At 66.9% G+C, this 23,061-nt stretch carries 21 protein-coding genes; 16 read left to right on the forward strand and 5 right to left on the reverse strand.

From position 1 onward, the window contains the following. The first annotated feature begins 44 nt into the window (after window positions 1-44). The 4 genes from GNX95_RS21865 to hpaD are packed head-to-tail and all read left to right on the forward strand — an operon-like array spanning window position 45 to window position 4,919. Window positions 45-1,478: a fumarylacetoacetate hydrolase family protein gene (locus GNX95_RS21865; RefSeq protein WP_163509252.1), complete on the forward strand. Its 1,434-nt coding sequence runs from the start codon at window positions 45-47 to the stop codon at window positions 1,476-1,478. After that, window positions 1,475-2,404 carry a 4-hydroxy-tetrahydrodipicolinate synthase gene (gene dapA / locus GNX95_RS21870; RefSeq protein ID WP_163509253.1) on the forward strand — a complete coding sequence of 310 codons (930 nt, stop codon included), beginning with the start codon at window positions 1,475-1,477 and terminating at the stop codon, window positions 2,402-2,404. The genes GNX95_RS21865 and dapA overlap by 4 nt, the downstream gene beginning before the upstream one ends. Continuing rightward, entirely contained in the window at window positions 2,404-3,888 is a 1,485-nt protein-coding gene (hpaE, locus tag GNX95_RS21875) for a 5-carboxymethyl-2-hydroxymuconate semialdehyde dehydrogenase (protein WP_163509254.1), read from the forward strand. Before dapA ends, hpaE begins: the two co-directional genes overlap by 1 nt. Then, complete coding sequence (hpaD, locus tag GNX95_RS21880; RefSeq protein ID WP_163509255.1) at window positions 3,885-4,919, forward strand: 3,4-dihydroxyphenylacetate 2,3-dioxygenase; 1,035 nt, start codon at window positions 3,885-3,887, stop codon at window positions 4,917-4,919. The genes hpaE and hpaD overlap by 4 nt, the downstream gene beginning before the upstream one ends. Before the next feature lie 52 nt (window positions 4,920-4,971). Here hpaD and GNX95_RS21885 read toward each other — a convergent pair whose 3' ends face one another. Further along, window positions 4,972-5,505 (reverse strand): hypothetical protein, encoded by a 534-nt coding sequence (locus GNX95_RS21885; protein ID WP_163509256.1) that lies wholly within the window; start codon window positions 5,503-5,505, stop codon window positions 4,972-4,974. A 270-nt stretch (window positions 5,506-5,775) separates the two neighbouring features. Between GNX95_RS21885 and GNX95_RS21890 the strand changes: the two genes are divergently transcribed. Beyond that, window positions 5,776-6,963 (forward strand): sialidase family protein, encoded by a 1,188-nt coding sequence (locus GNX95_RS21890; RefSeq protein WP_163509257.1) that lies wholly within the window; start codon window positions 5,776-5,778, stop codon window positions 6,961-6,963. 51 nt (window positions 6,964-7,014) lie between these two features. Here GNX95_RS21890 and GNX95_RS21895 read toward each other — a convergent pair whose 3' ends face one another. After that, on the reverse strand, window positions 7,015-7,434 hold the full coding sequence (locus tag GNX95_RS21895) for a DoxX family protein (protein ID WP_163509258.1): 420 nt from the start codon (window positions 7,432-7,434) through the stop codon (window positions 7,015-7,017). Between the two features lie 87 nt (window positions 7,435-7,521). Next, on the reverse strand, window positions 7,522-8,532 hold the full coding sequence (locus tag GNX95_RS21900) for an aldo/keto reductase (RefSeq protein ID WP_163509259.1): 1,011 nt from the start codon (window positions 8,530-8,532) through the stop codon (window positions 7,522-7,524). An 85-nt stretch (window positions 8,533-8,617) separates the two neighbouring features. On the opposite strand from GNX95_RS21900, the gene GNX95_RS21905 reads away from it, so the two are divergent. Further along, complete coding sequence (locus GNX95_RS21905; RefSeq protein ID WP_222853808.1) at window positions 8,618-9,157, forward strand: TetR/AcrR family transcriptional regulator; 540 nt, start codon at window positions 8,618-8,620, stop codon at window positions 9,155-9,157. Here the strand turns inward: GNX95_RS21905 and GNX95_RS21910 are convergent. Next, window positions 9,132-10,157, reverse strand: coding sequence for an FAD-dependent oxidoreductase (locus tag GNX95_RS21910; RefSeq protein ID WP_246281698.1), 1,026 nt, complete (start codon window positions 10,155-10,157; stop codon window positions 9,132-9,134). The two genes, GNX95_RS21905 and GNX95_RS21910, sit on opposite strands and share 26 nt — an antisense overlap. Window positions 10,158-10,233: 76 nt before the next feature. On the opposite strand from GNX95_RS21910, the gene GNX95_RS21915 reads away from it, so the two are divergent. The 3 genes from GNX95_RS21915 to pabB all read left to right on the forward strand — a co-directional run bounded on the left by GNX95_RS21915 (window position 10,234) and on the right by pabB (window position 13,722). Continuing rightward, a complete protein-coding gene (locus tag GNX95_RS21915) occupies window positions 10,234-11,208 on the forward strand; it encodes a pirin family protein (RefSeq protein ID WP_163509261.1) in 975 nt (324 codons plus the stop codon). Further along, the gene (locus GNX95_RS21920) at window positions 11,208-11,642 is read left to right on the forward strand and encodes a MarR family winged helix-turn-helix transcriptional regulator (RefSeq protein WP_163509262.1); all 435 of its coding nucleotides are present in this window, start codon (window positions 11,208-11,210) and stop codon (window positions 11,640-11,642) included. Before GNX95_RS21915 ends, GNX95_RS21920 begins: the two co-directional genes overlap by 1 nt. Window positions 11,643-11,823: 181 nt before the next feature. Continuing rightward, entirely contained in the window at window positions 11,824-13,722 is a 1,899-nt protein-coding gene (gene pabB / locus GNX95_RS21925; protein ID WP_163509263.1) for an aminodeoxychorismate synthase component I, read from the forward strand. 225 nt (window positions 13,723-13,947) lie between these two features. Here the strand turns inward: pabB and GNX95_RS21930 are convergent, their stop codons facing one another. Further along, on the reverse strand, window positions 13,948-15,012 hold the full coding sequence (locus tag GNX95_RS21930; RefSeq protein WP_163509264.1) for a sensor histidine kinase: 1,065 nt from the start codon (window positions 15,010-15,012) through the stop codon (window positions 13,948-13,950). A 356-nt stretch (window positions 15,013-15,368) separates the two neighbouring features. Here GNX95_RS21930 and GNX95_RS21935 point away from each other — a divergent pair, with 356 nt between their 5' ends. The 7 genes from GNX95_RS21935 to GNX95_RS21965 all read left to right on the forward strand — a co-directional run bounded on the left by GNX95_RS21935 (window position 15,369) and on the right by GNX95_RS21965 (window position 23,059). After that, window positions 15,369-15,818, forward strand: coding sequence for a DUF6918 family protein (locus GNX95_RS21935; RefSeq protein WP_163509265.1), 450 nt, complete (start codon window positions 15,369-15,371; stop codon window positions 15,816-15,818). A 157-nt stretch (window positions 15,819-15,975) separates the two neighbouring features. Beyond that, window positions 15,976-17,526, forward strand: a complete 1,551-nt coding sequence (locus GNX95_RS21940) for an NCS1 family nucleobase:cation symporter-1 (protein WP_163509266.1) — start codon at window positions 15,976-15,978, stop codon at window positions 17,524-17,526. 161 nt (window positions 17,527-17,687) lie between these two features. Further along, window positions 17,688-18,521, forward strand: a complete 834-nt coding sequence (locus tag GNX95_RS21945) for a nitrilase-related carbon-nitrogen hydrolase (protein WP_222853926.1) — start codon at window positions 17,688-17,690, stop codon at window positions 18,519-18,521. Further along, the gene (hydA, locus tag GNX95_RS21950) at window positions 18,518-19,915 is read left to right on the forward strand and encodes a dihydropyrimidinase (protein ID WP_163509268.1); all 1,398 of its coding nucleotides are present in this window, start codon (window positions 18,518-18,520) and stop codon (window positions 19,913-19,915) included. The genes GNX95_RS21945 and hydA overlap by 4 nt, the downstream gene beginning before the upstream one ends. Before the next feature lie 8 nt (window positions 19,916-19,923). Continuing rightward, on the forward strand, window positions 19,924-20,913 hold the full coding sequence (locus GNX95_RS21955; protein WP_163509269.1) for a TIGR03842 family LLM class F420-dependent oxidoreductase: 990 nt from the start codon (window positions 19,924-19,926) through the stop codon (window positions 20,911-20,913). A gap of 268 nt (window positions 20,914-21,181) precedes the next feature. Beyond that, entirely contained in the window at window positions 21,182-21,994 is an 813-nt protein-coding gene (locus GNX95_RS21960; protein WP_163509270.1) for an META domain-containing protein, read from the forward strand. A gap of 114 nt (window positions 21,995-22,108) precedes the next feature. Next, complete coding sequence (locus GNX95_RS21965) at window positions 22,109-23,059, forward strand: ferritin family protein (protein WP_163509271.1); 951 nt, start codon at window positions 22,109-22,111, stop codon at window positions 23,057-23,059. Window positions 23,060-23,061: the final 2 nt, after the last annotated feature.

Consider the following 23,061-nt stretch of genomic DNA (forward strand, 5'->3'; position numbering starts at 1 on the left):
CGACGTCATATATGATTTCGTACACGAAGCGAGGAGGGCTGCAGATGGATCCGGTCAGCGCGGCGCTGGGTACGCGGCCCGGCGTGATCGTCGCGGTTCACGTCAACTACCGCGGCCGAGCCGCGCAGCGCGGCCGTACGCCGACGCAACCGTCGTACTTCCTGAAGCCGACATCGTCACTCAGCGCGACCGACCAGCCGCTCGTACGTCCGAAAGGCTGCGAGCTGCTCGGCTTCGAGGGCGAGATCGCGCTGGTCATCGGCTCGGAAGTGCATCGAGCGACGCCGGAGGAGGCTTGGCAGGCCGTACGGTGGGTCACCGCCGGCAACGACGCCGGCGTCTACGACATGCGCTATGCCGACCGCGGCTCCAACGTACGGTCCAAAGGCGGCGACGGCTTCACCCCGCTCGGCGTCGACCTGCTGCCGGCCGACGGGCTCGACCCCGGCCGGCTGTGGATCCGGACATATCTCAACGGCGAGATCGTCCAGGACGACACGACCGAAGGCATCTTCTTCAGCTTCGGCCAGTTGGTCGCCGACCTGTCCGAGATGCTGACGCTGCGGCCCGGCGACGTGATTCTCACCGGTACGCCGGCCGGCGCGAGCGTGGCGCAGCCCGGCGACGTGATCGAGGTCGAGGTCGGCAGCCTCGACGATCCGTCGCTGACGACCGGCCGGCTGCGCAATCCGGTCGTCGCGGGCGACGAGCCGATCGGCCGCTACGGCGCGCCGCCGAAGGCCGATGACGCGACGCGCGCCGAGGCATACGGACAGCCGAAACGCGCGCTCTCGGCGGACGTACGCGAGCAGCTGGCGTCGGTCAGCGTCGCGACTTTGAGTTCTCAGCTGCGAAAACGCGGCCTCAATGCGGTGTCGATCGACGGCGTACACCCGCTCAGGCCGGGCAGCAAGGTCGTCGGCACCGCTCGTACGCTGCGCTATCTGCCGGTGCGCGAGGACGTGTTCGAGTCGCGCGGCGCCGGTTTCAACGCGCAAAAGCAGGCGATCGAGGCGGTCGGACCCGGCGACGTGCTGGTCATGGAGGCGCGCGGCGAGCATGGATCCGGCACGATCGGCGACATTCTGGCGTTGCGGGCGCACGTACGCGGCGCGGTCGGCATCGTGACCGACGGCGGTGCGCGCGACGTGGCGACTCTGTCCACATTGGACATTCCAGTTTTCGCCGGCGTGGCGCATCCGGCGGTGCTGGGACGGAAGCACGTGCCGTGGGAGAGCGACGTGGCGATCGGCTGCGGCGGCGCGCTGGTCGAGCCGGGCGACGTGATCGTCGGCGACGACGACGGGGTTTTGGTGATACCGCTGGCGATCGCCGCCGAGGTGGCCGCCGACGCGGTCGAGCAGGAGCGGCAGGAGCGGTTCATCGTCGAGCAGGTGCGTGCCGGCCATCCGATCAACGGCCTCTATCCACTCGGCAAGGAGTGGAAGCCGGCGTACGAGAAGTGGGTGGAAAAGTGAAGTTTCGCAGCGATCCCGGTCAGATCCGGGGTTCGATCGCGCCGGTGGTGACGCCGTTCGCCGCCGACGGTTCGTTGGACACCGACAGCCTGCGCCGGCTCATCCGCTGGCAGTTGGCCAGCGGCTCGCACGGCATCTCGCTCGGCGGCTCGACCGGTGAGCCGAGTGCGCAGACGATCGCCGAGCGCGCGACCGGGATCCGTGTCGCCGCCGAGGAAATCGGCGACGCGGTGCCGTTCGTGCCGGGCACCGGATCGGCCAAGCTGGACGAGACGCTTGAGCTGACCGGCATCGCACGCGACGCGGGCGCGGACGCCGTTTTGATCATCACGCCGTACTATGCGCGGCCGACGCAACAAGCGCTCTACGAGTGGTATGGCACCGTGGCGCGCGAATATCCGGACCTGCCGGTGATCGTCTACAACGTGCCGTCGCGTACGGCCGTCGACATCGCGCCGGAGACGGTCGCTCGGTTGTTCAAGGATTTCGACAACGTGGTCGGCATCAAGGAGACCACCAAGGATTTCGAGCATTTCTCCAGGGTTTTGTACGCCGCCGGTCCGGAACTGCTTGTCTGGTCCGGCATCGAGCTGTTGTCGTTGCCGCTGCTCAGCCTCGGTGGCGTCGGTTTCGTTTCGGCGGTGGCAAATCTGGCGCCAGCCGCGGTCTCGCGGATGTATCAGGCCTGGGTCGACGGCGACCTGGCGACCGCGCGCGACCTGCACTATCGCCTGCATCCGCTGGTGGATTTGCTGTTCGCCGAGACCAATCCGGCGCCGGCCAAATGGGTGCTGGAGCAGCGCGGACTGGTCAGCTCCGGGCACGTACGGCCGCCGCTGATCACGCCGACCGAGGCCGGGCTGGCGAAGATCAGGCAGCTGCTGGCCGCCGGCGAAGACCTGCTGAGTCCGATCGGGGATGTGTGATGACACCGGAAAACCTGCCGAAGTTCCTGCCGCATTTCATCGGTGGCGAGGAGGTCGAGAGCCTGTCCGGTGAGACCTTCGACGTGGCCGATCCGGTCAGCAACCAGCCCTACGCGACGGCCGCCGCCGGCCAGAAAGCAGACATCGACCGAGCCGTACGTGCCGCGCGCGACGCCTTCGTCGGCGGTCCTTGGCCGTCGATGACGGCACGCGCCCGTGCGCGGGTTCTCAACAACATCGCCGACGCCGTCGAGGCACAGGGTGACCGGCTGGCCGCGCTGGAGACCTTCGACACCGGCCTGCCGATCACACAGGCGCTCGGACAGGCCAGGCGTGCCGCGGAAAACTTCCGGTTTTTCGCCGACCTGATCGTCGTACTGGACGAAAACGCCTATCGCGTGCCAGGTGCGCAGCTCAACTACGTCGTACGCAAACCGGTCGGCGTTGCCGGCCTGATCACGCCGTGGAACACGCCGTTCATGTTGGAGAGCTGGAAACTCGCGCCAGCGCTGGCCTCCGGTTGCACGGTCGTGTTGAAGCCGGCGGAGTTCACGCCGCTGTCGGCCAGCCTGTGGGGGAAGATCTTCGCCGACGCCGGCCTGCCGACCGGAGTTTTCAACCTGGTCAACGGCATCGGCGAGCAGGCCGGCCAGGCGCTGGTCGAGCATCCGGGCGTGCCGAGGATCTCCTTCACCGGGGAGACGACGACCGGCCAGGTCATCATGCGTACGGCGGCGGACAACCTCAAAGGCCTGTCGATGGAGCTCGGCGGCAAGTCGCCGGTCGTGGTCTTCGCCGACGCCGACCTCGACGCCGCCATCGACTCGTCGCTGTTCGGAGTTTTCTCGCTGAACGGCGAAAGGTGCACGGCCGGCTCACGGATCCTGGTCGAGCGCTCGATCTACGACGACTTCGTGTCGCGTTATGCCGCTCGCGCCGAGAAAATCGCGGTCGGCTCGCCGGCGGACAGGGCGACCGAGGTCGGCGCGCTCGTGCACCCGGAGCATTACGCGAAGGTGATGTCGTACGTGGAGATCGGCAAGACCGAGGCACGGCTGGTGGCCGGCGGATCGCGGCCGGCGCACCTGCCCGACGGCAACTACCTGTCGCCGACGGTTTTCGCTGACGTGCCGCCGACCGCGCGGATCTTCCAGGAGGAGATCTTCGGCCCGGTGGTGGCGATCACCCCGTTCGACACCGACGAGGAAGCGATTTCGCTGGCCAACGACGTGAAATACGGCCTGGCCGGCTATGTCTGGACCGAGAGCCTGCGCCGCGCACACCGCGTGTCGAGCTCGATCGACGCCGGCATGGTGTGGGTCAACTCGCACAACATCCGCGACCTGCGTACGCCTTTCGGCGGCGTGAAAGCCAGCGGCGTCGGCCATGAAGGCGGTCACCGCAGCATCGACTTCTACACGCACGAACAGATCATCCATCTGGCGACCGGTGACGTGCACACCCCGCGGTTTGGAGGAAAATGATGAATCCGCCGGACGTCATCCGGTCCGCGTACGCCGAGCTGGTCGTCACCGACCTGGTCGCGGCTCGCTGGTTCTACGTCGACATCCTGGGCCTGGTCGTCACGGCCGAGACCGACGACGCGCTCTATCTGCGCGCGTACGAGGAATACACCCACCACAGCCTGATCCTGCGGCTCGGACAGACGCCGGCGCTGGCGCGTTTGTCCTACCGGGTAAGGAGTGCGGCCGAGGTCGACGTCGCCGAGGCGTACTTCCGCCAGCTCGGCGTCCGGGTCGAGCGCGTGCCGGCTGGCACGACCCTCGGCATCGGCGAGGCCGTACGCATCGAGGACCCGCTCGGGTTTCCGATCGAGTTTTTCTATGACTGCACGCATGTCGAGCGGCTGACGCAGCGCTATGACCTGCAGCCGGCCAACGCGCTGTCGCGGCTGGACCATTTCAACGTCCTCACGCCGGACGTGCCGGCGGCCGAGGCGTACTATCGCGCCCTTGGTTTCGGTGTCTCGGAAACCATCGAGGACAGCGACAACCTTTACGCCGCCTGGCTTTTCCGCAAGCAGACCGTGCACGACATCGCGCTCACCAACGGTGACGGCCCGCGGCTGCACCATCTCGCGTTTGCCGCGCACGAGCGGGGAAACATCCTGCACACCTGCGATCTGCTTGGTGCGCTGCACAAGGAGGGCCTGATCGAGCGCGGTCCCGGCCGGCACGGCGTCTCGAACGCGTTTTACCTGTACGTAAGGGATCTCGACAAGCACCGGATCGAGATCTACACGACGGATTACTACACCGGAGACCCCGACAATCCGACCGTACGGTGGGACGTACAGGACGACCGGCGGCGCGACTTCTGGGGAAACGCGGTCGTGCACTCCTGGTATGCCGAAGGCACGCCGGTGCTCGACCTGGACGGCAAGATCCGGCCGCAGGTCGCGGCGGCCGCCAGCGAGGAGAAGGTGCGCGTCGGCGCGGACGGTTTCAGCGTTTCCGAAGGCGAAGGCGAAGGAAAACTCGGCAACCAGGTCTGAGGTCGCATGGCCACCATGCTTGCGTCAGACGCAAGCATGGTGGCCATGCGGACTATCGACTGGCGGCCAGCTGGCGCTGCGCGGCATGGCAGAGCCGCGCCGCGACGGCATGCGCGTTAGGCGCCGGTGACCGCAGCAGCTCGCCGGCCAGGCAGGCCAGCTGGTCGGCCAGCAGCAGCCGGCCGTCGTCGGTCGCCAGCTGCACGCGGACCCAGCCACCGCCGTGCCGCACCAGCAGCACGGGTACGGCCCGGCTCAGCCGGCTGAAGTGCAGATCGGTGCGTACGTCCGTGGCCGTGCTGAGGTCGACGCGGCGGGTACGGAAGCCGCGTACGACCAGCACGCTGCCCTGCAGCCAGGCGCCGCGGCGCAGCCGCCAGAAGGCGAGCGGCAACAGCAGAAGTGCCGCGGCGGCGAGAGGCACCGCGAGGAAGCCCGCGTCGAGGGTCCAGTGGTTCATCTGTGCCGCCATCAGCAGCACGCCGGCCGGCACGACGACGACGCAGCTGGCCAGCAACAGCCACAGCCGCGGACGCGTGTGGGTGACGGCGCCGGCGCCGAGCGAGACCTGGTTCAGATGAGCCATGTCTCCAACGTAGGGTGCCGGCCGCCGGCTGGCACGACCCCTTCGTGCCAATCTCGGTGGTTCGCACGCGATGGGACACCCAACGGGGTCCGTTGGGGCAACGCGCGCCTGGCCGTACGGGCCGGTGGCCGGACATTTGTCGCAGCGGACACACGCTAGCCGGCCCGTCTTTGGGTTTCCTGAAAGTCCAGGTCAGGACGCGTGGCTTGACGCCGTACGCGACAACCTCTAGGACAGAGGACGTCCTATGTCATATGTCCTGGAGGCCCGATGCATCGTAGGTTATGGCCGGTGATCGCCACCTTTGCCGGAGTTGTCGCCGTCGTCGGCGCGGCAACCGCTTTTCCGGCCGTACTCACAGCCGCAACGCCCCGGTGCACCTCCTCAGTGCCGTTCAAGAAGGGCGACGGCGGCTACGACACCTTCCGCATCCCGGCCGTGGTCAAGGCACGCAACGGGATGCTGCTGGCCTTCGCCGAAGGGCGACACGACTCCGGCGGCGACAGCGGCAACATCGACATCGTGCTGCGCCGGTCGGCCGACGGCGGTTGTACGTGGGGACCGCTGCAGCTGGTCGCCGACCAAGGCCCGGACACGATCGGCAACCCGGCGCCGATCGTCACCAGCGGCGGCCGGATCGTGCTGGTGTCGGTACGCAACGGCGGCTCGGTGACCGAGGCGCAGATCATCCGCGGCCAGGTCTCCGCGGTCGACACGCGGCGTCCGTTCGTGCAGGTCAGCGACGACAACGGCGCCACCTGGTCGCCGCTGCGCGAGATCACCGCCGAGGCGAAGAAGGCCGACTGGCGGTGGTATGCGACGACGCCGGGCCACGCGATCCAGCTCCGCAGCGGCCGGTTGGTCGTGGCCGCCAACCACACCACACCGCCGACACCCGGCACGCCGGACACCGGTGCCGAAGGCAAATACAACAGCGGCCACGACATCTTCAGCGACGACCTCGGCCAGACCTGGCACATCGGCTACGTCGACGAAAATCCCGACGGCTATGTCAATGTGAACGAGACGACCGCAACCGAGCTGCCGGACGGCCGCGTCTACTTCAACACGCGCAACGACGCGACCTCGCCGGGCCACCGCGCCGACGCGTACTCGGCCGACGGCGGCCGGACGCTGGTCAAGCCGTTCCGGCCGAACGACACGCTGGTCACGCCGATCTGCGAGGGCAGTGCGCTGCAGACCAGCCGGCGCGACCTGCTGCTGTTCTCCGGGCCGTACGACTGGACCAACAAGCGCGCGGCGATGACGATCTGGTCGAGCCGGGACTCCGGCGTCACCTTCCAGGCCGCGCTCACGCTGACCGGCCTGCCGGCGGCCTACTCCGACCTCGTCCAGCTCGACCAGGACAACGTCGGTGTCCTCTACGAGACCGGCGACTTCAGCGCGTACGAGACGGTCACCTTCACCCGCGTACCGCTGTCGAAACTCCTGAAATGACAACGAGGCCGTCCCCTCCGCGGAGGGGACGGCCGATCTATGTTGTGGTGCTTACCGTTTGACGACCATCCGATAGAAGGCGACGGTGTGCGGCCAGCGGCCCCACGCCACCAGACCGACCAGGATGGCCAGCACGATCGTCACCGGAGCGGCCGAGGCCATGCCGGGGATCAGGAACAGGTTGGCCAGCGTCGCGCAGACCATCAGCGCGGTCAGCGCGATCGAGGCCGGACCGCACAGCCGCGGCACCAGGATCGCGATGCCACCGGCCAGCTCGCAGGCACCGGTCAGATAGCGAAACCAGTCGCCGAGGCCGGTGGAGTCGAAGCTCGCGACGGCGGTCGGGTCGCCGAGCAGTTTCGGCATCGCGACGAAGATGAACAGCGCGGCGAAAAGCACCTGCGCGACCCACAGGACGATGGTCAGGACGCGGCCGCGCTTGACGGGCTGGATGCTGGCGGTGGCGCTCATTGTGGGCTCCTCATGCCTCATTGGATCGTTGTTGTCCATGCAGACCGGAGCCGTCGCGAAAACTCATCGCGACCCATCAAGATTTTTTCAGGCGGCCAAACCGCTGCCGGTGACCGGCTTCGGCGCCGGACCGGAGACCTCGTCCAGCCGTGCGAGTACGTCGGCGCCGACCTCGGTCTCCAGCGCGGCGAGGTTTTGCTCGCACTGCTCGACCGTACGCGGACCGATGATCACCGACGTGACGCCTGGCCGGCTGCGGACCCAGGCCAGAGCGACCGCCGCCGCTGGGACGCCGGCCTCGGCCGCGACCTTGCCGACCTCCTCGGCGATGGCCAGGTTGCGGTCGCTGAGCTGCTGGTCGACCCACGTACGCGCGCGCGGGTCGGCGTTGCGCGCCATCTTCGCCAGCCGCGTGTCCTGCGCCGGCGGCTCGCCGCGGCGGTATTTGCCGGCCAGAATGCCGCCGGCGAGCGGCCCCCAGATCATCGTGCCGAGACCGTACGCCCGGCAGGTGTCCAGGATGTCCGCCTCGATGTCGCGGTTGATCAGCGAATACTGCGGCTGCAGGCTGACAAGACCGGTGCCACCGATCCGCTCAGCGGCCCACTGCGCCGAGACGATCTGCGCGGCGGTGAAGTTGGAGCAGCCCAGATAGCGGACCTTGCCGGCGCGTACGAACCCGTCCAGCGTCGCCATGGTCTCCTCGATCGGCGTCTCCGCGTCGAAGAAGTGGCACTGGTAGAGATCGACGTAGTCGGTGCCGAGCCGTCGCAGGCTTGCGTCCAACGCGCGCGTCAGATGTACGCGCGACAGGCCGCGGTCGTTGGGGCCGGGACCGACTGGCATGAATGCCTTGGTCGCCAGCACCACCGAGTCGCGGCGGCCGGCGATGGCCTTGCCGACGATCTCCTCCGACTGGCCGCCGTTGTAGTTGCCGGAGGTGTCGATGAAGTTGTGGCCGGCGTCCAGATACGCGTCGACAACTGCGCGACCGGCGTCCTCGTCCACACCGAAGCCCCACGAGGGGCCGAAGTTCATCGCGCCGAGGCAGGTCGGGGACACCTTGAGACCGGAGCGGCCCATCCGTACGAAGTCCATGTCGGTTCTCCTATAATCGGAATGAAGCTTCCGGATACGAACATACGGAATCCAGATTCCGGTTGTCAAGGAGGGGTGGTGTCCGTTGCGTGCTGATGCGCGGCGCAACCGCGCGCTGGTGCTCGAGGCCGCCGAGGCGACCTTCGCCGAGCACGGCGTGGCGGCGTCCATGGAGCAGATCGCTCGGCACGCCGGCGTCGGCGTCGGCACGATCTATCGGCACTTTCCGACCAAGGAGGCGTTGTACGAGGCGATCATCGTCGACCGTTATGAACGGATGGCCGCCGAAGCCGCCGACTTGTTGACGGCCGCCGACGCCGGCGAGGCGTTTTTCGCTTTCTTCTCGCGGATGGTGGCCGAGTCGGCGGGGAAGAAGGCTTTCGCCGACTCGCTCGGCCGGCACGATCTCAAGACCGCCACCGCTGATGTGGGGAAGCGGCTTTTGACGGCGTTTCAGGCTTTGCTGACGCGAGCGCAGGAAGCCGGCGCGGTGCGTACGGACGTGCAACCGGCCGAGGTCGTCGCCGCGCTGACCGGGCTGTGCATGGGCGCCGAGCAAGGCAGCTGGGACGCCGACCTGCAGGCCCGTACGCTCGCGATCACCTTCGCCGGACTGCGTACGTAGCGGCGTGCCTGGCCGCGCGGTGTGAGCTGATCAGGCTGGCCGACGGTCCATAGCCGACCAGGAAGATCCGTGGGTCCGCGGCGACTTTCGTGTCTTCCACGACGATTCCACCGAGCGGTCCGCGCAGATGCAGTGGTGCCAGGTGTGCGAGCGTCGGCCGGAACCCGGTGCACCACAGGATCGTGTCGGCCGCGAGAGTTTCGCCCTCGTTCCAGGCGATTCCCGCTGGCGTGATGCGGTCGAACATCGGCCTGGCGACCATCACGCCACGTTTTTCGGCCGCCACAACGGCATCCGTACGCCCGATGCCGGTGTAGCTCACGACGCTCTTCAGCGGCAGGCCGGCCCGTACGCGCTCGTCGACCGCGTCGGTCACCGCGACCAGTCCGCTTTCCGTTGTCGGAGCGCCGTTGAGATCCGGCGGACGCCGGGTCACCCAGGTCGTACGCGCCACCGTCGACACCTCGGCGAGGATCTGCGCTGCCGAGTTCCCGCCGCCGACAACGACAACGTGCTGCCCGGCGAAGTCGTCCGGCACGTCGTACGCGGCCGTGTGCAGTTGTCGGCCGCGAAAACTCGCCGCGCCGGGGATCGACGGCACGAACGGATGATCCCAGGTGCCGGTCGCGTTGATGACCGCCCTGGCGGTGAGTTCGCCTTTGTCCGTCTGCAAAAGCAGCTGTCCGTCGCCGCTGACCCTGCGCACCCGCGCCGGCCGCTCGATCGGCAGGTCGAAGCGCTTCTCGTAGTCGGCGAAGTACGCCGCGACCTCGGCGCCGCTCGGCGCATGGTCGTACGGCAGGTCCCAGGCAAGGCCCGGCAGCCGGGTGTAGATCGGTGGCGAGACCAGCCGTACCGACCGCCAGACGTGCCGCCACGCGCCACCCGGCTCGTCCTGCCGGTCCAGCACCACGAAGTCGGCGCCCTGCCTGCGCAGGTAGTACGCGCTGGCCAGGCCAGCCTGGCCAGCGCCGATGACCGCGATGTCGACGTGTCGCACGACCGCAAGTCTAGCGGGAATGATGCGTGCGCATGTATCGTTATGGCCGGCGTCGAGCTCACCTACAGGAGATGCCATGCCAGCCGTGACAGTTGCCAACCCGTTGACCCTTCCGCGGATCCCGGAGGTCCTGCCGGAGGCGCAGGACCGCAAGGTGATCGGTGTGACGACCGCGCCAACCGGCTACGAAGGCGAGGGTTTCCCGGTCCGCCGCGCCTTCGCCGGCGTGAGCATGCGCGCGTTGGACCCGTTCATCCACATGGACCAGATGGGCGAGGTCGAGTACGCGCCGGGTGAGCCGAAGGGCACGCCGTGGCATCCGCACCGCGGTTTCGAGACGGTGACCTACATGATCGACGGGATCATGCAACACCAGGACTCCAACGGAGGCGGTGGCCAGATCACCGACGGCGACACGCAGTGGATGACCGCCGGTGGTGGCATCCTGCACATCGAGACGCCGCCGGAGCACCTGGTCGTCAGCGGTGGCCTGTTCCACGGCATCCAGCTCTGGGTCAACCTGCCGTCGCAGCTGAAGATGACCCCGCCGCGTTATCAGGACATCCGCGGCGGCGAGGTGGCACTGCTGAGCTCGCCGGACGGCGGCGCTCTCGTACGCGTCATCGCCGGTGAGATCGCCGGCCACGCCGGCCCCGGCATCACCCACACGCCGATTTCGTTGGCACACGCCACTTTGTCGCCTGGCGCGCAGCTGCGGCTGCCGTGGCGTAGCGACTTCAACGCGCTGGTCTATGTGTTGGCCGGCAACGGCTCGGTCGGCGCGGACCGGCGGCCTGTCCACATGGGACAGTTGGCGGTGTTCGGCTCCGGCGACGCCTTGACGATCTCCGCCGATGCCGAGCAGGAAAGCCGCAGCCCTTCGCTGGATGTGCTGATCCTCGGTGGCCAGCCGATCCGCGAGCCGGTCGCGGCGTACGGTCCGTTCGTGATGAACACGCGCGAAGAGCTGCAGCAGGCATTCGAGGACTTCCAGGCCGGGCGCCTCGGCACCATCCCCGCCGAGCCGCACCCAGGACACGACGTCCTCTGATGTCCGTACGCGCGAGGGTCGAGGTCTGGCGGTCGCTCCTCCAAGTCTACGTCGCGGTCAGCGAGGAGCTGGCCGCGGCGCTGGAGGCGCGGCACTCGCTGTCGCTGTCCGAGTTCGACGCGCTGGTCAACATGCCGTCCGAGCCGATCCGGATCAACGGCCTGAAGGAACGGATGATCCTCAGCCAGAGCGCGGTCAGCCGGCTGTGCGACCGGCTGGAACGCCGTGGCCTGCTGGAAAAGATCCCCTGCGAGGGCGATCTGCGCGGTGTGCAGGTCGCGCTGACGCCGGCCGGGAAACGGCTGCGGTCGCAGGCGATCCGCACCAACGCGCAGGTCATCGACGAGCATTTCGCCAGCCTGCTCACTCGCGAGCAACTGACCGCGGTCGGCGACGCGCTGGCCGAGATCAAGCGCCAGAAGAAGATCGACTAGGACAGGCCCTAGATTCTGCGGCCGGTCTGCCGACCGGATGTGACCTTCTTGACCATCTGAACCGATCCGCGTGGTCAAGAAGGTGACAACCGGGCGGCCGATCGCGTGTCCGAATGCGACCAGCGGCGGCAGCGACGGGACAGTCCGCCAGCGACTGTAGTGTGGCCTGGTGAGGCGGTGTGTGCGGACTCTGATCGTGGACAATTACGACTCGTTCACATACAACGTTTTCCAACTGGTGGCGCAGATCACTGGCCGCGCGCCGGTCGTGGTGCCGAACGACGCCCCCGGATTCTCGGCCGATGATGTCAGGGGCTTTGACAACGTCATCGTCTCGCCAGGGCCTGGCCGGCCGGAACGTGAGGCCGACCTCGGCATCAGCGAGCAGGTGATCGCCGAGGCGAGGATTCCTTTGCTCGGGATATGCCTGGGACATCAAGCTTTGTGCCATCTCGCCGGTGGGGACGTGGATCTGGCGCCGGAGCCTCGGCATGGTCGCAGGTCCGAGGTGACCCATGACGGAAGCCGTTTGTTCGCCGGCATTCCGTCGCCGTTTTCGGTCGTGCGCTATCACTCTTTGGCCGTACGGTCGGTGCCGGACGGCCTGCGCGCGACCGCGTGGTCCGACGACGGCGTGCTGATGGCGGTCGAGGCGGTGGATCGTGCGGCCTGGGGCGTGCAGTTTCATCCGGAGTCGATCGGCACGTCGTACGGTCGCGAGTTGATCGCCAATTTCCTTGGCGCCCGCGCCAAACCCGCGGCGGTGACAATGAGCGCTCCGCGGACTGGCCGCACGATCCACTCCGAGGTTCTTGATGTCGACGTCGATGCGCAGACCGCGTATGTGCGGCTGTTCTCCGCATCCGCGCACTCGTTTTGGCTCGACTCCAGCATGCCGGACCACGCGCTCGGCCGGTTTTCCATCATTGGCGACGCGACACGGGCGGTCAGCGCCTCGCACGGCGGCTTCTTCGACTGGCTGAAGGGCGATCTGGCGGCCCGTGAGCCGGTCGCGAGCGACCTGCCGTTTTCGTTGGGATGGGTTGGTTATCTCGGTTACGAGCTCAAGGCGGAGTGTGGCGGCGACGCCGCGTACGAGTCGGACCATCCGGACGCGCAGCTGATGTTCGCCGACCGCGCGTTGGTTTTCGACCATCTCACCGGCGACATCCACGCTCTCGCCTTCGAGAAACACCAGATCGCGGAAATGCGCGACGCACTGGCTCGCGATGTCACCGTGCCGGAGTTCTTTCCGGCCGTACGCGCCGAAATGCGGCACACGCCGGAAGCGTATCTCCGGCTCATCGACGACTGTCTCGAGGCGATCCGGCAAGGAGAAAGCTACGAGATCTGCCTGACCAACCAGCTGACCTTTTCCGGCGCAGTCGACCCGCTGCCGGCGTATCTCGCGCTGCGCAAGGCGAGTCCGGCGCCGTACGCGAGCTTCCTGCGCTTCGGTGAGCTGGCCGTGCTCAGCAGCTCGCCGGAGCGGTTCCTGCGGATCAGTCCGGACGGCGTCGCCGAATCGCGGCCGATCAAAGGAACGCGGCCGCGCGGCGCCTCGCCGGAGCGCGACGCCGAGCTGCGTGCCGACCTGGCGACGAACGAGAAGGACCGCGCCGAAAACCTGATGATCGTCGACCTGGTCCGCAACGATCTCGGTCGCTGCGCGGAAATCGGCTCGGTTGAAGTGCCGTCGTTGTTCGCTGTCGAGTCGTACGCGACCGTCCACCAACTGGTCAGCACAGTGCGCGCCCGCCTGCGTCCCGACGTGTCGCCGGTCGACTGCGTACGCGCCGCCTTTCCGGGCGGCTCGATGACCGGCGCGCCGAAAATCCGTACGATGCGGATCATCGACGAGCTGGAAGCCGGTCCGCGCGGCATCTACTCCGGTGCGATCGGCTATTTTTCCTTGAATGGCGCGGTCGATCTGAGCATCGCCATCCGTACGCTCGTCGTCTCCGGCGACCGCGCGACCTACGGCACCGGCGGTGCGATCGTCGCCATGTCCGACCCGGCCGCCGAGTTTCGCGAAACCACCGACAAATCCGCCGCCATCCGCGCGGTCCTCAGCCTATAGTCGCTCGCGCGCAGAGCGCACCCGGCTTCAGATAGCGACCGCCGTTCGCAACAACGCGGCGGTCGGCGACAAACTCGCCCATTCCTGCGGACCGTTACTGGTCGGTGCCGGCCGAGTCGCGCATTGGCAAGGTGGTGTCGACGACCTCAGGATCTTCGAAGGCGCGTTGGAGGAAGATCAGGTCCGGGCGCTGCGTATCAGGTCGCCAGGTTTCTGACTTTCCTATCAGGGCAGCGCTACTGGTGGGTCGACATGGTCGGCGGAGGTCGGCGACAGGCCGTACGGATCCGGCCGGCGGTGGCGGGGGATGACCGCCATCACCGACGGCCGTGAGACGGCGACCTCGGAGCGGCGGGTACGCTCGCGCAGCGGAATGCGAGCCGACACCAGCGACCCGATTCCTGGCGTTGCCTCAAAGGAAAAGTCGCCGCTGAGTGCGGTGCAGCGGTTGCGCATCGACGCGAGCGCACGGCGGCCGATCGCGGTTTCCGAGCCGTTTCCGTTGTCGTTGATGGTCAGTTCGACCCGCGTCTCGTCGGCGCGTACGGCCACCTGCACGCGGTCGGCGCCGCTGTGTTCGACGGCGGCGGCGACGGCTTCCTGGGCGATGCGGAAAAGGCCGAGCCGCAGCGTACGATCCTGTGTCCACTCTGGACGTTCGCCGGCCGAAACGAAGGTGGAGACGGTCTTTCCGGGATATTCGATCTCGGTGTCGCTGGCCAGGTCGGCGAGCGCGCCGGCCAGGCCGAGCCGGTCCAGCACCGCCGGATGCAGATCGTTGACCAGGTCGCGGAGTTTGGTTGCCTGCGCGAAGAAAAGGTCGTCGGCGCGCTCGACCAGCGTCATCGTCTCCGGTGAGGTCGGCGCCAGCCGCGCGGCGGACAGCAGCTGCCGGCCTTCGGTCAGTGGCCGCAGATAATCGTCGTGCAGGTCATGTGCCAGCTGCGACTTGACCGCGTCGGCGGCGTCGATGCCGGCGCGCGACCGCTCGCGTACGAGCAACTGACCGGCGGCGATCCGGCCGCGCCAGACCAAGGCGGCGAAGCTGCTGAACAACAATAATGTGAACGCGCCGCCGAGCCAGGCGTCGATCTGCTGCGCGAGCGGCAGGATCGCCTGCAGCAGGCTGAAACCCGCCGCGCACAGCAGCGGCAGCCGCAACGGCCCGGAAAACGCCGCAGCCAGACCGCAGGCCAGTACGCAGGTCAGAATTGCCAGGCCAATTCGCCACACCGGCGGCACCGCCGTACCGCCCACCACCAGGCTGCCCAGAAAGCAGACGACGAACACTCTGCCAAGAGTGCTGAGATTGACTCGTAAACGGGTCGGCATAGCCAGCATTGAAACTGATCAGCGCGATTACCGCCAGTGTGGCCACTGTGACTGAATGTGCGCAACGCATTAATGCGCCCGATTACTCCCGACAAAACATAACAAAAGATGCTATTACTCTGCGCAACTCCGTCGGCCGCTGACGGTGACGCGGCGGCCCCGGCCCCTGTGCAACCGGACGTGGACGCTAGGTTAGGCGAGTCGGGGGACAGGTGATCCGAAGGCCCGGAAGGGCAACGCCGGCGCACTCCATGGTCTGACCAGCGGGTACGACCGTGCGCCGAACAGTGACAAGAGAGAGGGTTGGTACTCAGGTGGCAGAGACGCTGCACGAGATCCTGCTCACGCCAGGAAAGCGGCCCGAGGTCATCGCTGACTGCAAGCAGCTCCTGGACGAGGAGGTGTCGAGCAAGTCCGGCGCCTCGGGGCTCGCGGTCAAGAGCGCCTACACCATGGTCAAGGCCGTCAAGCCGGGCATCATCGACGAGGCCGTGGACAAGCTGCTGGACGACTTCATCGGCCGCCTGCAGCCGTTCTACGCCGACTACCGCGCGGCCGGCGCCGCGCAGCCGCTGGACGCCTACCTGGTCGGCCGCGGCGACGAGGTGTCCGACGCGCTGCTCGGGGTGACCGACGACCGCGCCGCCAACACCAGCCGCGCGACGGTCAAGAAGGCGTACGAGAAGATCCGTCCGCAAGGCAAGAAGAACGTCGAGCTGGCCCTGCCGCGACTCGGCAAGCTCATCGAGAAGCACGCCAGCTGACCACCGGCCGAAGGCGGCGGAGGACGCCTCCGCCGCCTTTTGCGTGCCCGCGTACGTCCAGAAGATCTTCCGAACCGCTTGGCAACTCGGCCGCCGTCGGGGACTATTCCGTGATCCGGCCGATCCGCGACCGGTGTGACACCAGGTGGAGGCGGAGATGACCAGTGCGGCCAGCGAGCTGCCGGTCGTGCATCCGGACGGCCGGGTCGACCTGGGGGAGACACCGCCGGCCAGCGGCCGGTACGCCAACCCCGAGCTGGCGCCGGTCCCGGTCGGCAAGCGCACCTGGACGACGTACAACTTCGCCGCCCTGTGGATGGGGATGGCGCACAACATCCCCAGCTATCTGCTCGCCTCCGGCCTGATCGCGCTGGGGATGGACTGGCTGCAGGCCTTCGTCACCATCACGCTGGGAAACATCATCGTGCTCATACCGATGTTGTTGAACAGCCACGCGGGCACGAAATACGGCATTCCGTTCCCGATTTTCGCGCGCGCTTTCTACGGCGTACGCGGCGCCAACCTCGCGGCGTTGTTGCGCGCTTTCATCGCCTGTGGCTGGTTTGGCATCCAGACCTGGGTCGGCGGCGAGGCGGTGTACGTCATCGTCGGAAAACTCGCCGGTGGCGGCTGGAGCAACGCGCCGTCGGTCGGCGGCCATCCGTGGACACTTTGGCTGAGCTTCGCGGTTTTCTGGCTGATCCAGATGGCCATCATCTGGCGCGGCATCGACGCGATCCGGCGGTTCGAAAACTGGGCCGCACCGCTGGTCACCGTGGCGTTCGCGGCGTTGCTGGTGTGGATCGTCATCCAGGCCGGCGGCCTCGGCCCGATCCTGACCACGCCGTCGAAACTCGGCTGGGGACCGGCGTTCTGGGCCGTCTTCGCGCCGTCGCTGATGGCGATGATCGCGTTCTGGGCCACGCTCTCGTTGAACATGCCTGACTTCACCAGGTTTGGCCTGAGCCAACGCAAGCAGGCGCTCGGCCAGATCCTCGGCCTGCCGACCACCATGTCGTTCATCTCGCTGGTGTCGATCGTGGTCACCTCCGGCACGGTGGTCATCTACGGCAAGGCGATCTGGGATCCGGTGCAGCTGGCCGGAAACTTCAGCAATCCGGTCGTTGTCGTCATCGGCCTGATCGTGGCCGTGTTGGCGACGATCTCCTGCAACGTCGCCGCCAACGTGGTGAGTCCGTCGTACGACTTTTCCAACGCCGCACCACGATTCGTCAGTTTCCGCACCGGTGGCCTCATCACCGGAATTATCGGCATCCTGATCCAGCCGTGGCAGCTGGTCAGCAATCCGCAGATCTACATCTACAACTGGCTCGGCCTCTACGGTGGCGTGCTCGCCGCCGTCGCCGGTGTCCTGCTGGCCGGCTACTGGGTCCGTGACCGCGCGGAGCTGGTGCTCGGCGACCTTTATCGCTCCGGCGGCCGTTACTGGTATTTTCACGGCTGGAACGTGCAGGCCGTGGTCGCGACGGTCATCGGCGCGGTGCTCGCGGTCGGTGGCGTCAATTCCCAACCGGGCAACGGACCTTTCCCCGCCGAGGGCCTGATTCCGTTCCTGAAGCCGCTTTACGACTACAGCTGGGCGGTCGGGCTGGTCGTCGGCTTCGCCGTCTATCTGCTGCTCACGCTGCCTGGTGCGAGCCAGCGGCGGCCGGTTCCGGCAGTAGCGGCCGCCGACGATTCGGGCTAGGGTCTGTCTCCATATTCCGCGGGGCGATAGCCGAGCCGCTGTCACATCTGTCTCGGGCCGCCTGACGGCGTTTGGATCTCGACTCTCATCCCCCCGGAATATGGAGACAGACCCAGCATCCGAACATCAAACGTATCGGGAGGAGCGCATAGATGGCGGAGATCATCCGGGCCGGCCTGGTCCAGCAGAAGTGGACCGGTGACAAGGAGTCGATGATCCGGGTCGCGGTCGACCACATCGCCACCGCCGCATCGCAAGGTGCGCAGGTGGTGTGTCTGCAGGAGCTGTTCTACGGGCCGTACTTCTGCCAGGTGCAGGACGCCGACTACTACTCCTACACCGAGCGGATCCCGGACGGGCCGACCACCAAGCTCATGCAGGAGGTCGCCAAACAGCACGGTGTCGTGCTGATCGTGCCGATGTACGAGGAAGAACAACCCGGTGTCTACTACAACACCGCCGCGGTCATCGACGCCGACGGCAAATACCTGGGCATGCACCGGAAAAACCACATCCCGCAGGTGAAGGGATTCTGGGAGAAGTTCTATTTCCGCCCCGGCAACCTCGGCTATCCGGTGTTCGACACCGCGGTCGGCCGGATCGGCGTCTACATCTGCTATGAGCGGCATTTCCCGGAAGGCTGGCGCGCTCTGGGCCTGGCCGGTGCCCGGATCGTATTCAACCCGTCGGCGACCAGCCGCGGACTTTCCCAGTATCTGTGGCGGTTGGAGCAGCCGGCGGCCGCGGTCGCCAACGAGTACTTCGTCGGCGCGATCAACCGGGTCGGCACCGAACCGTTGGGAGACAACGACTTCTACGGCCAGACCTACTTCGTCGACCCGCGCGGCCAGCTCGTCGGCGACGCGGCGTCCGACACCGAGGACGAGGTCGTCGTACGCGACCTGGACATGGGGACGCTGGCCGAGGTGCGCGACCTGTGGGCCTTCTATCGCGACCGCCGTCCCGACTCGTACGAAAGCCTGGTCACGCCATGAGTGTGGTGATTCGCGGCGGGCTCGTGGTCAGTCCGAGCGGCGCGACCGCCGGCGACGTCCTCGTGGAAGGCGAGAAAATCGTCGCGGTCGCCTCGCCGGACAGCGACGCCGCGCGGAGCTGGACCGCTGACCGTACGATCGACGCCGCCGGAAAATACGTGCTGCCGGGCGGCATCGACGCGCACACGCACATGGAAATGCCTTTCGGCGGCACGCATTCGGTGGACACCTTCGCGACCGGCACGACCGCCGCCGCGTGGGGTGGCACGACGACGATCATCGACTTCGCCGTGCAGGCCAAAGGTACGTCCCTGCTGTCCACATTGGACAAATGGCACGAGAAGGCCGACGGCAACTGCGCCATCGACTACGGCTTCCACATGATCCTCTCGGACGTCAACGAGGCGAGCCTGAAGGAGATGGACGCCTGCATCGAGGCCGGCGTGAACACCTTCAAGATGTTCATGGCCTATCCCGGCGTCTTCTACTCCACCGACGGCGACATCCTGCTGGCCATGCAGCGAGCCAAGGACAGCGGCTCGATCATCATGATGCACGCGGAAAACGGCATCGCGATCGACCAGCTGGTGGCGCAGTCGATCGCCGCCGGCCGCACGGACCCGGTCCATCACGGCCTGACCCGGCCGCCGGAGCTGGAGGGCGAGGCGACCTCGCGCGCGATCCAGCTGGCGAAGGTCACCGGTGCGCCGCTCTACATCGTGCATCTGTCGGCATCGCAGGCTCTGGCCGCGGTCGCGGAGGCACGCGACACCGGACAGAACGTGTTTGCCGAGACCTGTCCCCAATATCTTTATCTGTCCATTGAGGACTTGGCGCGGCCGGACTTCGAAGGCTCCAAGTTCGTCTGCTCGCCGCCGCTGCGGGAGAAGAGCCATCAGGCGGATTTGTGGCGTGGCCTGCGGACGAACGACCTGTCGGTGGTCTCCACCGACCACTGCCCGTTCTGTTTCAAGGACCAGAAAGAGCTCGGCCGCGGCGACTTCTCCAAGATTCCCAACGGAATGCCCGGTGTCGAGCACCGGATGGACCTGCTGCACCAGGGCGTGGCGGCCGGTGAGCTGTCGCTGACCCGCTGGGTCGAGGTCGCGTCGACGACCCCGGCGCGGATGTTTGGCCTCTATCCGCGTAAAGGCGTCATCGCCGCCGGGTCCGACGCCGACATCGTCGTGTACGACCCGGCCGCGTCGCAAACGCTGTCGGCGGCGACGCACCACATGAACGTGGACTATTCGGCGTACGAAGGCATGCGGCTGACCGGTCGCGTCTCGACCGTGCTGTCCCGTGGCTCGATCATCGTCGACGGCGGCGAGTTCCACGGAAAGACCGGCCACGGAAAGTTCCTGCACCGCGATCACTCGCAATATCTGAACTAGGACGCACCGTGGACTTTGGGATCGTGCTGCAGACCGATCCGCCGGCGAAAGCCGTCGTGGACCGGCTGATCGAGGCGGAGTCGCTGGGATTCCGCTACGGCTGGACGTTCGACTCGCACGTGCTCTGGCAGGAGCCGTTCGTCATCTACTCGCAGATCCTGGCGTCCACCTCGGACCTGGTCGTGGGGCCGCTGGTGACCAACCCGGCGACCCGCGACTGGTCGGTGATCGCGTCACTTTTCGCGACGCTCAACGACATGTACGGCAACCGTACGGTCTGCGGCATCGGCCGCGGCGACTCGGCACGGAGGGTTATCGGCCTGCCGCCGGCAAACCTGGCAACGCTCGGCGAGTCGATGCGTGTCATCAAGGAACTGGCCGAGGGGCGCGAGGTCGAGTACAACGGTGTGGCCGTCCGGATTCCGTGGGTCAGGGACGGAAAACTGGAGATCTGGATGGCCGGCTATGGCCCCAGGGCGCTCCGGCTGGTCGGCGAGCAGGCTGACGGTTTCGTGTTGCAGACCGCGGATCCGGACATCGCGCGCTGGACGATCGGTGCCGTACGCGCTGCGGCGACGGCCGCCGGTCGCGATCCGGCGGAGATCACGATGTGCGTCGCGGCGCCGGCGTACGTCGGCGAGGACATCGCACACCAGCGTGACCAGCTGCGCTGGTTTGGCGGCATGGTGGGAAACCACGTGGCCGACCTGGTCGCGCGCTATGGCGAGTCCGGCGCCGTGCCGCACGCGCTGACCGACTACATCCGCGAACGCGAAGGCTATGACTACGCGCATCACGGCCGCGCCGGCAACCCGTCGACCGACTTCGTGCCGGACAGCATCGTCGACCGGTTTTGTCTGGTGGGGCCGGTTTCCGCGCACCAGGACCGGCTGGCCGAGCTGGCCGAGATCGGCGTGGACAACTTCGCCATCTACCTGATGCACGACCAGCCGGCCGAGACGATGCGCGCGTACGGCGGCAAGATCATCCAAACCTAGACCCTTAGCCTGAGTTTTAGAAGGTGTAGGGGTCTGGTTCACGCGTGAGGTGTCAACCAGACCCGAGGCGAGTAATGCTGTTGTGGTTGCTCGCCAGGCCGGCCCCGATGTCCGGGGGTGCCAGGCCGCCCACCAGGATCACCCGACGCGCCTCACAACACACCCCACAGGAATCGCAATCAGACACAGCCCAAAAGGCCGCCAGGGCCCAACAGGTCAAACAACAAGCTGAAGGGAACCGGAACCGGTCCGGCTGCGTCTCAACGGTATGAACGGTACGAAGCTGCTGATAACTGTCATCGCGGTGTCGACGCTGACTGCTTGCGGTGGCCGCGCCGTCACAACCGGAGACGGTCCGGACCAGCTGGTCGGCCGCACTTTCGTGTCCACCAAGGTGACCGAGAACGGCAAGGCCAAGGAGCTGGCGCCGGGCACCACGGTGAGCTTCCAGTTCACCGACGACGGCCGGCTGAACGTACGCGGCGGCTGCAACGGCCTGTCCGGCAAGGTGGATGCCGCCGGCGGGCACCTGACCGTCGACAACCCGACGAGCACGCTGATGGCCTGCACGCAGCCGGGGCTGGACGCGCAGGAGAAGTGGCTGGCCCGGCTGATCAGCCAGAAACCGGCCTGGCAGCTGACCGGCGACGCGCTGGTCGTGTCCACCTCGACGACCCGGATCGAGATGGCAGACCGGCGCCAGGCCGACCCGGACAAGCCGTTGGCCGGTCCGCGGTGGACGGTCGACACGATCATTTCCGGGACCGTCGCCTCCAGCACGCCGGCCGCGCGGAAGGCATTCCTCAGCTTCAAAGACGGCAAGGTGAGCGGCAACAGCGGGTGCAACGGTTTCGGTGGCGAGGCGAAGATCGACGGCCGGACGATCCACTTCGGCAACGGCCCGATCCACACCGAGATCGCCTGCTCCGACGACATCATGAAGGTGGAACGCGGCGTTTTCGCGGTGTTGCGCGGCGACGTGACGTACAAAATCGAGTCCGACAAGCTGACGCTGACCGGCCAGGGCGGCGCCGGCCTGCAGTTGACCGCCACCGACGTGACCCCGTCGCCGACCAAATAACGCTACGGAAATCAGCCGATCCGTCCCCGGCCCGGCCATTGACATCGGCAGGGCCGGCGGTGGATGCTGCGATCAGTATTAGAGCGTGATTCTAATATCGATCGGAGTGTGGGTATGACCCAGACAGCCGCGCGGGTCGAGGACGGGGACCTCGCCCAGATGCGCGACGTCGACATCGACGACGTGCTCGACTACGTCCATCGCGATCTCAAGAAACTGCCGGGATATCTCGATCTTTACAAGCGCTATCTCAAGCAGCGCTGGGATGTCTACGAGCTGGACTTCGGCCAGGACCGGATTGACTGGCAGCAGAACATGTCCGAGGAGGAGCGCGAGTCGTTCGTCGCGATTTCCTCCGGCTTTCACCATGGCGAGCGCCAGGTGGAGGTGGAGCTGCCGGTGTTCATGCTGGCCGGCAGCGAGGAGTCGAAGATCTACATGTCCAGCCAGATCGAGGACGAGGCCCGGCACACGATCTTCTTCGACCGGTTCTATCGGGAGGTCGTCGGCCTTCCCGGTGACTCGGTGCAGGACGTGCTGGACCTGTCGTTCAAACACGTGTCCGAGACGTTCATCGGACCCTTCGGCCTGCTCGCGTACCAGGCCGACGACCTGCGCAAGGACCCGGCGGATCTGGCCGCGCGGGTACGCTATGGCACCAACTATTTCCTCTGGATCGAGGGCGTGTTGGCACTGACGGTCATGAAGGTGACCCTCAGCTATTGCCGCAACCGCGGGTTTCTGCCGGCCTACTACACCGGTTTCACCGCCACCTGCCGCGACGAGGCCCGGCATGTCCAGTCCGGCATGCGGTTTCTCCGCGAGGCGGTCGAGGAAGATCCGAAGATGTTGTTGGAGATCCACGAAACTCTCCGGGTCATCCTGTCGATGAACGGCGCGGCCAGCCGTGCGCTCGGCCTGGAGGCGCTGGGGTGGACGCCGGAGGAGGTGCGCCGGCTGATGATCCGCCAGCTGAAGATGAAGCTCTCCGACGTCGGCATCAAGCTCGCGCCGGACCTGGTGGAGATGGTGGAGAAAATCGAGCCGGAGCTGGCGGGAGGCTGACG

Source organism: Fodinicola acaciae, assembly GCF_010993745.1.
GTDB lineage: Bacteria > Actinomycetota > Actinomycetes > Mycobacteriales > HKI-0501 > Fodinicola > Fodinicola acaciae.